This window comes from Actinoallomurus sp. NBC_01490, assembly GCF_036227085.1.
Taxonomy (GTDB): domain Bacteria; phylum Actinomycetota; class Actinomycetes; order Streptosporangiales; family Streptosporangiaceae; genus Actinoallomurus; species Actinoallomurus oryzae.
The window spans coordinates 803,127-817,055 of record NZ_CP109433.1 but is presented as its reverse complement, the minus strand read 5'-3'; the positions used below and the strand labels follow the sequence as shown (position 1 = coordinate 817,055).

The 13,929-nt window shown below is 70.6% G+C and carries 10 protein-coding genes; 8 read left to right on the top strand and 2 right to left on the bottom strand.

Annotated features, from left to right (window positions below):
* Positions 1 to 10: 10 nt before the first annotated feature.
* From OG417_RS04240 to OG417_RS04220, 5 genes are all read left to right on the top strand, one after another.
* The gene (locus tag OG417_RS04240; RefSeq protein ID WP_329250015.1) at positions 11 to 1,039 is read left to right on the top strand and encodes an LLM class flavin-dependent oxidoreductase; all 1,029 of its coding nucleotides are present in this window, start codon (positions 11 to 13) and stop codon (positions 1,037 to 1,039) included.
* Positions 1,036 to 2,664: an AMP-binding protein gene (locus tag OG417_RS04235; RefSeq protein WP_329250012.1), complete on the top strand. Its 1,629-nt coding sequence runs from the start codon at positions 1,036 to 1,038 to the stop codon at positions 2,662 to 2,664. Before OG417_RS04240 ends, OG417_RS04235 begins: the two co-directional genes overlap by 4 nt.
* 77 nt (positions 2,665 to 2,741) lie before the next feature.
* Positions 2,742 to 3,677 (top strand): hypothetical protein, encoded by a 936-nt coding sequence (locus OG417_RS04230; RefSeq protein ID WP_329250009.1) that lies wholly within the window; start codon positions 2,742 to 2,744, stop codon positions 3,675 to 3,677.
* Positions 3,678 to 3,699: 22 nt separating this feature from the next.
* Positions 3,700 to 5,190 carry an FAD-dependent tricarballylate dehydrogenase TcuA gene (tcuA, locus tag OG417_RS04225; protein ID WP_329250006.1) on the top strand — a complete coding sequence of 497 codons (1,491 nt, stop codon included), beginning with the start codon at positions 3,700 to 3,702 and terminating at the stop codon, positions 5,188 to 5,190.
* A gap of 80 nt (positions 5,191 to 5,270) precedes the next feature.
* Positions 5,271 to 6,344, top strand: a complete 1,074-nt coding sequence (locus tag OG417_RS04220) for a PP2C family protein-serine/threonine phosphatase (protein ID WP_329250003.1) — start codon at positions 5,271 to 5,273, stop codon at positions 6,342 to 6,344.
* A gap of 9 nt (positions 6,345 to 6,353) precedes the next feature.
* Here the strand turns inward: OG417_RS04220 and OG417_RS04215 are convergent, their stop codons facing one another.
* Positions 6,354 to 7,526, bottom strand: coding sequence for a hypothetical protein (locus tag OG417_RS04215; protein WP_329250001.1), 1,173 nt, complete (start codon positions 7,524 to 7,526; stop codon positions 6,354 to 6,356).
* A 349-nt stretch (positions 7,527 to 7,875) separates the two neighbouring features.
* On the opposite strand from OG417_RS04215, the gene OG417_RS04210 reads away from it, so the two are divergent.
* Positions 7,876 to 9,333 carry an aldehyde dehydrogenase family protein gene (locus tag OG417_RS04210; RefSeq protein ID WP_329249998.1) on the top strand — a complete coding sequence of 486 codons (1,458 nt, stop codon included), beginning with the start codon at positions 7,876 to 7,878 and terminating at the stop codon, positions 9,331 to 9,333.
* Between the two features lie 14 nt (positions 9,334 to 9,347).
* Entirely contained in the window at positions 9,348 to 9,563 is a 216-nt protein-coding gene (locus OG417_RS04205) for a hypothetical protein (protein WP_329249996.1), read from the top strand.
* Between the two features lie 816 nt (positions 9,564 to 10,379).
* On the opposite strand, the gene OG417_RS04200 is transcribed toward OG417_RS04205, so the two are convergent.
* Positions 10,380 to 10,796: a Dabb family protein gene (locus OG417_RS04200; RefSeq protein ID WP_329249992.1), complete on the bottom strand. Its 417-nt coding sequence runs from the start codon at positions 10,794 to 10,796 to the stop codon at positions 10,380 to 10,382.
* Positions 10,797 to 11,096: 300 nt separating this feature from the next.
* On the opposite strand from OG417_RS04200, the gene OG417_RS04195 reads away from it, so the two are divergent.
* The gene (locus tag OG417_RS04195) at positions 11,097 to 13,841 is read left to right on the top strand and encodes an ATP-binding protein (protein WP_329249988.1); all 2,745 of its coding nucleotides are present in this window, start codon (positions 11,097 to 11,099) and stop codon (positions 13,839 to 13,841) included.
* The last annotated feature ends 88 nt before the right edge of the window (positions 13,842 to 13,929 follow it).

Below are 13,929 nucleotides of genomic sequence, written 5' to 3'. Positions count from 1 at the left end.
GGAGAACATCGTGGTCGACTTCTTCACCGGGGTACAACCCCTGCAGGCCGGCGAGACCGATCCCGAGCGGATGATCGAGCGGATCCGGGAACTGGACCGTTCCGAGGTGATCGACCGGGTCCTCGTCGGCTACTCCTCCACGTGGCCGCACAACCACGCCACCGCGCCGTTCGCGCTCGCCGCGTCCGAGCGGTTCTCGCCGATCGTCGCGCATCGTCCCGGGGTGATGGCGCCGGTGGCCGCCGCACGCTACTTCGCCACTCTCGACGTGCTCGCCCGCGGCCGGCTGGCCGTCAACGTGGTCGTCGGCGGGTCCGACAAGGACCTGCGCCGCGAGTCCGACGACCTGCCCAAGAGCGAGCGTTACCGGCGCGCGGTCGAGTACCTCGACATCGTGCGCCGCGCCTGGACCGAGACGGCCCCGTTCGATCACCACGGCGAGTACTACACGGCCGAGGCCGTGAAGCTCCAGACCAAGCCGGTCCAAGGCCAGGTTCCGATCTTCATGGGCGGCGAGAGCGCCGACGCCGTGGACTTCGGGGCCCGCCACGCCGACCTCTACATGCTGTGGGGCGAGCCGTTCGCCGGTACGAAGGAACGCATCGACCGGGTCACCGCCGCCGCGGCGGCCTACGGTCGCGAGATGCGGTTCTCGCTGAGCCTGCGACTGTTCATCGGCGACACCGACGACGACGCCTGGGCCCAGGCCCGCGCGGTGGAACGGCAGATCGCCGAAGCCTCCGGCACCACGAAGTTCCTGCGCTCGTCCTCGACCGACACCTCCGTCGGGCGGGAACGCGCGCTCGCGCTGACCGATCAGGAACTGCACGACGAGTGCTTCTGGACCGGTCTGACCAAGCTCCTGGGCGGGTTCGCCAACTCTCAGGCGCTCGTCGGCACCGAGGAGCGCGTCCTGAACACGTTGGGCACGTACCGCGACCTCGGCATCGACGCGTTCCTCGTCACGACCGGCGCGGAGGCCGCATGGGATCCGGCGCTGGAAGGCTTCCTGGCCCGGGCGAAGAAAGAGCTGGCATGACGGCGACCACCACGCGGGCCATCGGAGGTCTGGCCGACCTCGCCGACGAGACCGTCGGCGGACTGATCGCCGCACGGGCGCGAGCGCATCCGGACAAGATCGCGCTCGTGGCCGACGGCGCCGAACTGACCTACGGCGGGCTCGATGAGGCCGTGTCCGAGGTGGCCCGCGGGCTGCGTGCGCTCGGCGCCTCGCCGAGCGACTCGGTCGGGATCTTCCTGCCCAACCGGGCCGAGTATCTGCTCACCTGGTTCGGCGCGGCTCGCGCCGGGCTCGTCGAAGTGCCGATCAACACCGCCTACAAGGGCTCGTTCCTCGATCATGCGCTCCGCAGCACCGACGTGCGGATCCTGGTCACCGAGGCGGGCCTGCTCGAACTCGTGGCGGACCTGCCGGAGCCCCCGCGCACCCTGACGACCGTCGTGCTGCTCGACGACGCGGCGCCGCGCCGCACCCCGCCCGGGGTCAGCGTGCGCACCTGGACGGAACTGCCGGCGGCCGGCGATCCGACGAGCGAGCTGCCCCGCGTCGGTGCCGCCGATCCGGTCGCCATCATGCTGACCTCCGGCACCACAGGACGGAGCAAAGGCGTCGTCTACCCGAACCGGATGCAGGTGGTCGCCGCGCGCGAGTGCGCGGCGAATCTCGGTACGACGCCCGGCGAGCGCCTCTACACGTGCCTGCCGCTGTTTCACGGCGCCGCGCAGGTCAACATCTCCCTGCACGCTCTCTACGCCGGGGCGACCGTCGTGCTCGGCCGCCGGTTCAGCGCCCGGCGGTTCTGGGACGAGATCCGCACGCACCGCGTCACCCAGTTCAACGCGCTCGGCTCCATCCTGCCGATGTTGCTGGCTCGGCCTCCGTCGGACCGCGACCGCGACCACCGGGTGAAGCGGGTGTTCGCCGCGCCCGCCCCTCCGCAGGTGCTGCACCCCTTCGAAGAACGCTTCGGCGTGCGCGTCATCGAGGGCTACGGGCTCACCGAGATAAAGAACGTGCTGTACAACCCCATCGAGGGCCGCAAGGTCGGCTCGATCGGCCTGCCCACCGAATCGTCCATTGTGGAGATCCACGACGAGTCGGGCCGCCGCGCCGCGCCCGGCGAAGCCGGGGAGATCGTGTACCGGCCGCGCCTGCCGCACATCATGTTCTCCGGATACCACCGGGAGCCGGAAGCGACACTCGCGACGACCCGCGACCTGTGGTGGCACACCGGGGACCTCGGCTACACCGACGAAGACGGCTACTTCTACTTCATCGATCGCAAGAAGGACGCGCTGCGCCGACGCGGCGAGAACATCTCCTCTCACGAAGTCGAGTCCGTCCTGCTCTCCTACCCCGGCGTGGTGGCCGCCGCGGCGATCGGCACCCCCTCCGAGCTGGGTGAGGACGAGGTGCTCGCGGTGCTGCAGCCAGAGCCGGGCCGGCGCCTGGACCTCGCGGAGCTGTTCGCGCACTGCGACCGGCACATGCCCTACTTCATGGTCCCGCGCTACTACCGGGTCGTCGACGAACTCCCCGCCACCCCGACCGGCAAGGTACGCAAGCACGACCTGCGCGGCCAGGGACCGGCCGGCGCCTGGGACTCCCACGCCGCAGGCTTCCAGCCCACCCGACACGCCTGAGGAACGACATGACCGAGCGAAGCGAGGAAATCGAAAACACAGCCCCCGTGGTCACACCCTCCGGCGAAGGAGGGTTCATGACCCGTCCTGGCGGAGTGCGCATCCGCGAGATCGCGCCTCGCCTGGCCTTCCAAGACCGTATCGTTCCCGCCGCCGTGAAGATCGAGCTCGTACGACGGCTCATCGGCGCCGGCGTCCGGGCGTTCGAACTCTCCTCCTTCGTCCGGCCCGACCTCGTGCCGGGCCTCGCCGACGCCGCGGAGGTCTTCGCCCGGGTCCCCCGGGTTCCCGGGCTGACCCTGGGATGCTGCGTGGGCAACACCCGCGGGCTCGCCCGCGCGGTCGACGCGGGTGCCGACACCGCGTCCTTCCTGTTCTCGGCCGACGAAGGGTTCTCCCGCGCCAACATCGGCCGGTCGACAGAACGGTCGCTCGCCGAACTCGAACGGATGGCGGCGTTCGCCGCGGACCATGACATCGTGCTCGGCACCTATCTCATCTTTGCCTGGGGCGGGCCCACCGGTCCCGCGCGCCGCGGCGAGGACCTCCAGCCGCTGGCCCGGCGACTCCTCGACATGGGGGTGGACCACTGGATCCTCGCCGACTCCGCCGGTTACGCGGCACCACCCCAGATCCGCGAGCTCGTCACTGCCGCACTCGCACACATACCCGCGGACCACCTCACGATCCAGATCCACGATGGCCGCGGCATGGGCTTGGCCGCCCTGCTCCCGCTCCTCGAACTCGGCGTCCGCGACATCGACACCTCGCTCGCGGGGAGCGGCGGCCACCCGGCCATGCCGGGTACGCCCGGCGGCGGCCTGTGCACCGAGGACGCGGTGCAACTCCTCGAACTGGCCGGCGTGCCCACCGGGATCGACCTGCCCCGGCTCATCGACGCGGCCAACTGGCTCGCCGACGAGATCGGCGTACCCGGCAAGGGCTTCGTCCGCCGCACCGGTCCGGTGCCGGGCGCGGATCGTCCCACGGCACCATTCGCCTTCACTTGGTGAAAGCGGTCACGGAGGACCAGTGATGACCCCAGCACCCCAGGAAATCCCGACCGTGATCGTGGCCGGAGCCGGGCTGACCGGACTGTCGGCGGCGATCTCCGCGCGCGAGGCCGGCGCCCGTGTCCTGCTCCTGGAGAAGGGCGGCCGCGAGGACGTCGGCGGGAACGCCGCGTTCTCCGGCGGCCTGTTCCTGTTCTGCTACGACGGGCCCGACGATCTAATGTCGATCACCGAGGAGTTCGAGCCCGGTATGAGGGCCGAGCGGATCGACGCTCCGCCCTACACCACCGCCGCCTACACGGCCGAGCTGATGGCCATGAGCGAGGGCCGGGCCGACGCGCGGTTGGTCACCGCACTCGCGGAACGGTCTTTGGACACCGTGCGCTGGCTGACGAGGAAAGGCGTCCGTTTCACGTTCAACCGCACACTGGGCGCGACGGTCAGTGACGGCGTCCTGCACGTCCCCGCCGGCCAGATCCTCACGAGCACCGGTGAGGGCATGTCGCGTGGATTCGAGGTGATTCGGCCCCTCCTGCGGCACGCCGAGCGGATCGGCGTGGAGATCCGCTGGCACACGCCTCTGGCGGACCTGGTCCGCCACGACGGTCGTGTCACGGGCGTCTCGGTCGGCGACGGCGGCGAGATCCTGCCCGCCGGCGCCGTGGTGATCGCCAGCGGCGGATTTCAGGCCAGTCGCGCACTGCGCCGCCGCCATCTCGGACCGGAATGGGAGACGGTCCGCCTGCGCGGCACCCGGCTGGCCACCGGCGACGGGATCCTGGCGGCGCTTCGTGCCGGGGCCGCCGAGGCCGGCGTCTGGTCGCGGTGCCACTCGGCCGCGGTCGACCCCGCCATGCCCTCGCCGCAGCGCAGCGAGGCGTCCCCACCGTTCCCGCTGCACGGATTCTGGCTCGGCGTGCTCATCAACCGCGACGGCGAGCGGTTCGTCGACGAGGGACCCGGCCCGTGGGTCAAGAACTACTCCAAGATGGGCAAGGCGATCATGGGCCAGCCGGGCTGCGAGGCCTTCGAGATCTTCGACCGGCGCACCGCCGCCCGTGTCGCCGACGAGTTCGCCGGAGCCGCCGTGCCGATCACCGCGCACACCGTCCCCGGACTCGCCGAGCGGATCGGAGTACCCGCCGATCGACTCGCGCGGACACTCGAGACGTTCAACCGTGCCTGCCCGCCCGGCGACGACATCGCCGAAGAACGCGGTACGGTCGGCGTCGACCCGCCCAAGTCTCACTGGGCCACTCCGTTGGACCGGCCGCCGTTCGTCGCCTACCACGCGATCGCGGGACTGACCTTCAGTTTCGGGGGCGTGCGCATCGACCCCGACGGGCGGGCCCTCGCAGCCGACGGCACGCCCGTACCCGGCCTGTACGCGGCCGGCGAAGCCACCGGCGGACTGTTCCACGGCGACTATCCCGGCGGTGCCGCCCTCATGCGCGCCGCCGTCTTCGGCCGCGCGGCCGGGCGCACCGCCGCCGCCCAAGTACTGTCGGAGTAGCCGGGCGACTACCGCATCTCCAGGCGCGGGTATCGTGCCTAACCAGGGCTTTTGTGAGCCGTTGGCTCTCTGGGGGATGCATGAAGCACATCCGCGCCAACCCGGTCGTGGTCCTACGCGGTGTGCCGGTGTTGATGATTCTGGGCGGTGCGGCGGCCGATCTGTTCGGTCCGGAGCCGTACCTCGGCCTGCCGTTCCTGGCGTCGGCGCCACTCGTCGCCAGTGTCCTGTTCCGCTGGCGGACGAGCATCGTCACCGTCGCCGTGGTCGGTGTGATCGTCGCCGGCGTCGACCTTCGACTGCGCCGCCCGGTGACGCCGCTGTTGGTCGATCTGGCGGTCGTGCTGCTGGTCAGCGTGATCGGGCTGTGGGTCAAGTGGCTGATGGACCGGCAGAGCCGGCACCTGGCGGTCGCCCAGGACATCGCGGAGGCGGCCCAGCGCGCCGTGCTGCCGGATCCGCCGACGCGGCTGGGTTCGCTGCAGATCGCCGCCCGTTACGAAGCGGCGCAGGCGGAGGCCCAGGTCGGTGGGGACCTGTACGCGGTGCGGGCCACGCCGTTCGGAGTCCGCGCGATCATCGGCGACGTCCGCGGTAAGGGACTGCCGGCGGTGTCCACCGTCTGCCAGGTGATCGGCGCGTTCCGTCACGAGGCCGGGAGGGCGGCGACGCTCTCGGAGCTGGCCGATCGGCTGCACAACGCCCTCACCGTGGAGAAGGATCCCAGCAAGGTCGATCATTTCGAGAGCTTCGTCACCGCCCTGCTCGTCGAGATCGCGCCGGACGCGACCAAGGCGTCACTTCTCAGCCGGGGGCACACGGCGCCGTACCTCCTGAGGACCGGTGAGGTGACCGTGCTGGAGCCGAGCGCCCCCGGCCTTCCCCTCGGCATGGACCTGCCGGCGGCGGACGGCGCGGCCCGGCCGGACACCGTCGACTGGCCTCCGGGCGCCACGCTGCTGCTGGTGACCGACGGGATCACCGAGGCCCGCGGCCGGGACGGAACCTTCTACGACCCCGTCGTCGGGCTGGCCCACATCCGGTCCTCCAACCCGCGCGAACTGGTGGACTCCCTGGCGCGCAGCGTCACGCGCTGGACCGGCGGACAACGCCAGGACGACATGGCGGTTCTCGCCCTCAAACCGGCCCCGTGAGGGGCATGCCTAGAACGGGACGTGTTCGAGATCGCCGAGGTCGTCCACGGCCACCCGGTCCTCGCGAGCGAGGACCGTGATCATCCGTTCCGCCTCGTCGAGGGTGACGTGACGGCCACGCGAGCGGCGGTGCTCAAGCTCGGGGGTCTCCAGCCAGAGCCGCGGCTCCTGCGACTCGGACTCCGACTGCCACATCATCTGGAGACAACCGCCCGATTTGCCGCAGAAGACCAGGAAGTTGCCGTTGGTGGGGCACAGCGCCCGCAGCCACTCCAGGCACTCCTCCAGTGAGGCGGGGTGGGCCTCGCTGTCGTACCGTCGACGCCCTTCGTCGTTCACCCGCATCTCCAGCATGTCCTCCGGCGGCGACGCCGATGCCGCCGCCAGTGCGGCCGCGTCGAACGCGGCGCCGGCGAACAGCGGGCCGAAGACGTCCCAGGCCGAAAGGCGGGGGACGTCCACGTCGACGACCTCGGCCTCGCCCGGGACGCGGAGCGTGCCGCGCAGCCGGTCCCACTCACGGTGCACCCGCAGGTCGTGGCCCCGCACGTCCATCACGGACAGGCGGACGCCGTCCAGCAGGCCGGGGAGGTCGTGCTTCAGGACGATCTCCGCCTTCACCAGCCCCGGTTTCGGGCTCCTGCGGCTGCCCCGGCGCCGGTACAGGCCGCCCTCGCCGTCGTCCAGGCGCCGCACGTCGGCCCGCGGGGACGGCTCGCGGGTCCAGTCGAGGTGCCGGATGGCCAGGTTCTTGCCGATGACGCCCGGCCAGAAGGCTGCGCACTCCTCGCCGTCGACGGCCTCGGAACGGTGCACCGGGATCACCTGCATGCCACGGTCCGCCAGCGGCGTGTTCTTGAAGAAGTCGGTGTGCCCGGGGCCGAGCAGGGCGGCCCGGTCCAGCGCGAACCCCGGCACCTCGATCGGGCGCAGCCGTACGACCGAGCCGAGGTCGTCGGCGTCGGCGAGGTCGTCCACGGCGTCCAGGAGCGCGGCGACGATCTCTTCGCGGTACCCCCGGTTGCCGCGCACCGTGAGCACCCGCTCGCCCCGGATCCGGTAGACGCTCGTCCCGATCGGGCCGGCCTCGACCAGCACGTCGTGGCGGCCGATCCGCGCGGGCACGGACGGCGAGAGCCGGCCTTCCTGGATCAAATCCTCAAGCGGGGCATCCTCCGTCATCCCGGCAATCTAGTCCACTGCCCGGGCGGCGGGCGTGGTCGCCGCCGGCGCTGCGGCGTCGACGATGGAGACGCCCACGTGGCGTACCGCGTGCCGGGTAGAGCTCCGGCCCTTGCCCGGCGACCGTGAACGGCCTCGCGCTCGGCTCATCGACCTCTCATCGCCCCAAAAGCGTGGTACCTACCGCGTAGGCGATACCGATCGACGGCTAGGCGATCGTCACCGACGCGAACGCGTCCTGCACCACGCGAACGTGGTTCCCGCAAGACCACCCCGCTCGACGAAGAACAGCCCATCTGACGGCTGTCCGCCGCCGGAGTGCACTCCCCTCAAGAAAGGTTGTTCTTTGATGTCCACCACGACTGCCGCCCGCAATCTGATCAACGGGAGGTGGAGTGACGCCGGCTCTGTACACGAGTCCATCAACCCCTCCACCGGCGACGTCGTCGGCACGTACGTCTCCGCGGGCCGTGCCGAGGCAGAAGCCGCGATCGCCGCCGCACGTACCGCCTTCGACACCACCGACTGGTCCCGGAACGCGGCGCTGCGGACCCGAGCACTCAACGAACTGGCCGACCGGCTCGCCGAACACGTCCCCGCCATCGGCCGAACCCTGGCCCAGGAGAACGGCAAGCTGCTCCAACAGACGACCTGGGAGGTGTCGCTGTCGGTCGACTGGCTCCGATACAGCGCCGCCTCCGCGCTCACCCAGATCGCCGGCCGGGCCGCCGAGCCCCAGCCGGGCGCCTACTTTCACTCGTCCCCCGAGGCGATAGGAGTCGCCGGCATCATCACACCGTGGAACTCCCCGGTGATCCTGCTGGTCCGTGCCCTCGGGCCGGCGATCGGCGCCGGCTGCACGACCGTGGTCAAGATGCCAGGGCAGACCGCGCTGACGAATGCCCTGTTCGCCGAAGTCGTCGCCGCCACGAAGTCCCTCCCCGCAGGCGTGGTCAACCTCCTCACCGAAGCAGGCAACGAGGTGGCACCGCTCGTGGTCGAGTCACCGGACGTCGACGTGCTCAGCTACACCGGCAGCACCCACGTCGGACGCGCCATCGCCGCCGCGGCCGCGCCGACGCTCAAGCGCGCCAACCTCGAATTGGGCGGCAAGACCCCGCTGATCGTCTTCGACGATGCCGACCTGGACATCGTGGTCCCACAGCTGGTGATGAGCTGCATTCTGATGAACGGGGAGTACTGCGGCACAGGCTCGCGTGTGCTCGCTCAGCGCGGCATCGCCGATGAACTGCGTACCCGGCTGGCTGCCGCTCTGGAGGCGGTCAAGGTCGGGCCTGCGGAGGATCCTTCCAGTCAGATGGGGCCGCTGATCGACAAGGCCGCCGTGGCAAGGGTCGACCGTATCGTCGAGGAGGCCGCATCGTACGCCAAGGTCATCGTCAGAGGCGGGCCCGTCACCGATCCCGAGCCGGCAGGCGGCGCCTTCTACCACCCTTCACTGCTTGAGGTGGAACGGCTCGACGTCCCCTTGGTGCAGCAGGAGGTGTTCGGTCCGGTCCAGACCTTCGAGATCTTCGACGACGAGGCCGACGCGGTCCAGCGGGCGAACGCCACGGAGTTCGGCCTGGCCGCGTCGGTCTTCACCGGCAGCGACATCCGAGCCCGCAGGGTAGGACGCGAGCTTCGCTTCGGTGGAATCTGGGTCAACGTCTGGGGCGTGCTCTCCGAACACTTCGAGCAAGGCGGTTTCAAGCAGAGCGGATACGGCCTACTGTGCGGCCCCTCGGCCATCACCGAATTTCAGAACCTCAAGACGTACGCGACTGCTGTCCCGCAACTCGCCTGATCCTGACCACCTCCATGGAAGATCACGCGCAGGGGCCCTTGCTACCGGAGTTCGCCGCGATCGCTCCCAGGGAGTACGAGGGCCGTATCCGGCGCGTGGGCGCGGTCGACGCCATGGACGACCCCGCGTTCGCCGCCGCGGTGAAGGCGACCGGCCACCGCAACCTGATCATCGCGGGAGTGACCATCGGCGTCTGCACGGTCAGCTCATCCCCATCGTCGGCGCCCTGATCCCGGCATCATGAGCACGCCGTACGAGCCGGGCCCCGGGGGCTCGAGCACACGATCGTCACCGCGAACGGCGTGAGCCTGCATGCGGTGATCGGCGGCTCGGGGGCACCGGTGCTCCTGCTGCACGGCTGGCCGCAGACCTGGCGGGCCTGACGGCACGTCATGCCGGTCCTCGCCGAGCACGGATACCGGGTCATCGCACCCGACCTGCGCGGTCTCGGCGGCAGCGCCCGCACCGCCGCGGCTACGACACGCGTTCGGTGTAGTGGTCGACAACGCAGCGACCAGAGCCGAATCGGGAACACGCTGGGCACCGATCATCGCCTTTGAGGACCAACACGGGAACCGGGTGGCCTGCAAGCCGATCGTGCGCATGGACGCGAAGATGCAGCCGGGCCGAGAAGTACCAGTGGTGTATATGGCAAACAAGCCGCAGGTCATGCTCCTATACACAAGATGGAGCATGGTGAGGTCGCTGCTGGAAAACTGGATTCTCCTGATGCTTGGATCGGCATTCCTGGGTTTCGCCGTGACCGCCGTGGTCGCTTGGTCCGGATAGTCGGAGGAACCGACCAGCAGGTGATCCGCTTGACCCGTACGAATCACTTTCGCTGGGATCACCTCAATGATCCGCGACGCAGAACATATCGTGAAAGCAACGCGTGAAAAACCGAGCGTGGTGGCCTGCTCGACATCGATGCCTGCGGACCCAGTCGCCCACCTAGCCGAGCGGCCACCGCGTCCGGGTCTCCATTCGCACCAGCAGGAAGTGGCATGACCATCCCATAGGCGCGGAGACATCGGTGGGCTCGGCCGTCAGTTGGCGTGTGGGCCGGGGGCGCTGCTGCCGGTGTAGGAATTCAGGCCGGACACGAGTTTGGCCAGGGCCGGGTCCTCTTCATAACGACGCCGGTGCAGTGCGGCGATCTTGTCGGCGATCTGAGGGTCCGGGTCGTCGGTGATGTCGAAGGAGACGAACTTGTCGACCAGCGGGAGGCCGATCTCGTCGGTGTGGCGGTGGGCGGGGTGCTTGAGGTACTCCCAGTAGCCGTCGAGGTCCTCGATGACGTAGGCGGAGGCCCACTCGTACTCGCCCCCGATGTCGGGGCCGACCACGAACGAGACGACCGAGGGGATGACCCGGCCCTGGTTGCGCATGCTCTCGACGGCCTCCTCGACCTTGTCGGCGGGCATGCCGGGCAGGATGGTCATACGGACGGTGTGGTAGATCATCAGATCTCCTCCTTTACTCGGTGGGATGCACATACAGGCTCCGGGGCGGCCTCATCGGCGAAGACTTCGTAGGTGAAGTGGCCCGGCTCGGTGTCCGCGCCGGTGATGAAGCAGGCGCATCAGGAACGGATGTCGCCCTGTAACCGAGGCTCACCGGTGTGTTCGGCGCGGCTTGGCATGTCTTCAAACTCGCACCGGCGGCGAGCCCTTCGCGTCGGTAGCGATCACCTAGGCTCGGGATGGAAGCCAACAGGATCAGTCCGACAGAGCGTCGGCCGGTGCGCGCAGGAGAATCAAACGATGCTTCGGGGCCGGCGGGCCGAGCGTGAGGCTGTCGAGCGGTTGCTCGTCCAGGCGCGGGGTGGACGCAGCGGCTTGCTGGTGGTGCGGGGAGAGGCCGGGATCGGCAAGACGGCGTTGCTGGAGCACGTCCGCGATGCCGCGTCGGGGTTTCGGGTGGAGCGCGCGGTGGGTGTGGAGTCGGAGATGGAGTTCGCCTTCGCGGGCTTGCATCAGTTGTGCGCCCCGATGCTGGACCGGCTGGGTGCGCTACCCGATCTGCAGCAGGCCGCCTTGGGCGTGGCGCTGGGACAACGCGCCGGTGACCCGCCGGCGCGGCTCTTGGTCGGGCTGACCACGCTCAGCCTGCTGGCCGAGGCCGCCGAGGAGCGGCCGTTACTGTGCCTGGTGGACGACGCGCAGTGGCTGGACGAGGCATCCGCACAGACCCTGGCGTTCGTCGCGCGGCGCGTGGAGGCCGAACGGCTGGCGCTGCTGTTCGCTCTGCGCGACCCCGGCCCCGTCCCTGAGGGCCCTGAGGCCTTCGCCGGGCTGCCGGAGCTGCGCCTGGGCGGGCTGGGTGAGGCGGACGCGCGAGCGTTGCTGGCCGCGGCCGTCCATGCACCGCTGGATGAGGGGGTGCGCGACCGGATCATCGCCGAGGCGCGCGGCAACCCGCTGGCGCTGCTGGAGCTGCCCCGAGGCGCGGAACCGGCACATCTGGCAGAGCTGGCGGGCGGGTTCGGGCTGCCTGACGCATTGAGCGTGCCGCGCCGGATCGAGGACAGCTTCCAACGCCGGTCGGGCAGCCTGCCGGCTGAGACGCAGTCGCTGCTGCTGGTCGCGGCGGCCGAACCGCTCGGCGACACCTCGCTGCTGTGGCGAGCGGCCGAGCACCTTGGCATCGGCGCCGAGGCTGCCACACCGGCGGTGACGGCGGGGTTGCTGGAGATCGGTGCCAGGGTGCGGTTCGCGCATCCACTGGTGCGCTCAGCGATCTACCGATCCGCCGCACCGGTTGAGCGCCGCCGCACGCATCACGCGCTGGCCGAAGCCACCGACCCGCAGGCCGACCCCGACCGCCGCGCCTGGCACCGCGCGCAGGCCGTCCCAGGTGCCGACGAGACGGTCGCCGCGGAACTGGAGCACTCGGCCGGACGAGCACGGGCCCGTGGCGGGCCGGCCGCGGCGGCCGCGTTTCTGGAACAGGCGACCGCGTTGACCCCCGACTCGGCTGAGCGGGCTCGCCGGGCGTTGGCGGCCGCGCACGCCAAGCACCAGGCCGGGGGTCCCGAGGCCGCACTGGAACTGCTGACGGTCGCGGCGGCGGGGCCGTTGGACGCGCTGCAGCATGCCCGGGTGGAGTTGCTGCGCGCTCAGATCGCGTTCGTTCTGACGCGGGGCAGTGACGTGCCGGGGATGTTGCTGGACGCGGCTAAGAGGCTCGCCCCGCTGGATGCCGCGCTGGCCCGCGAGACCTACCTGGAGGCGATCGAGGCGGCCATTCACGCCGGTCCGCTCGGTCAGGGCCGCGGGGTGCCGGAGGTGGCCGAGGCCGCTCGGGCCGCGCCCCCGCCGCCGATGCCGCCGGGGCCGGTCGACCTGTTGCTCGACGGGCTGGTGACCAGGTTCACCCAAGGGTACGAGGCGAGCGTGCCCGGTCTGCAGCGGGCGCTGGAGGCGATGCGCGGCCACCGGCTCGGGGTTGACAGCGACGGGCGTCGCGAGCTGTGGCTGGCCTGCCGCATCGCGATCATGCTGTTCGACGACGAGGTCGACGTGCTGACCGGCCGTTACGTCCGTTTTGCCCGCGACGTCGGCGCGCTGGCGACCCTCGCCACCGCGCTCAACTTTCACGCCACCATGATCGTGGGCAACGGCGAGCTCGCCCGGACCGCCGAGCTGATCGCCGAGGAGACCGCGATCACTCAGTCGACCGGGACCCCGTCGCTGCCCCACGCCAGGCTCACGCTCGCCGCCTGGCGCGGTCGGCAGGCCGAGGCTTCTGAGCTGTACACGGCCGCGGTTCGAGACGCGACCGGGCGGGGCGAGGGCACGGTGGTCACCCTGGCCCAGTACGCGATGGCGGTGTTGCACAACGGGCTGGGCAACTACGACGCCGCGCTGGCCGCCGCAGCGGGGCCGTGCGAGTACGACGAGCTGGCGCACAGCAGCGTGGCCCTGCCCGAGCTCATCGAGGCGGCCGTCCGCGCAGGCGAACCGGCCCACGCGGCCGCCGCGTTGGAGCGACTCAGCCCGCGGACCCGTGCCAGCGGCACCCAATGGGCCCTCGGAGTGGAGGCACGCTCACGGGCGCTGACCAGCACCGGACCGGCCGCCGAGGAACTCTACCGCGAGGCGATCGAGCGGTTGGGCCGGTGCCGGAGGGCGACCGATCTTGCCCGCGCCCACCTGGTCTACGGCGAATGGCTGCGCCGCGAAGGCCGACGCCAAGCCGCGCGCGAACAGCTGCGCACCGCCCACCGGCTGCTGTCCGAGATGGGCGTGGAGGCGTTCGCGGAGCGGGCCGCCCGCGAACTGCGCGCCACCGGCGAGCAACCGCGCAAGCGAACCGCCCAGGCGGCCGACGCGCTCACCGCCCGCGAACTGCACATCGCCCGGCTGGTCGCCACCGGAGCCACCTCCAAGGAGATCGCGGCACAGCTGTTCCTGAGCCCGCGCACAATCGACGCACACCTGCGCAACATCTTCGGCAAGCTGGACATCACCTCCCGCCGACAGCTCCGGAACCTGCAACTTCCCTGACCCCCGGGTTGCGGCTGTATCTGATCCGCACCCTGTCCAGGATGCCGATCAGTGCCAGGTGATGCCCAGCCGGGCGGTGCCGGCGGCC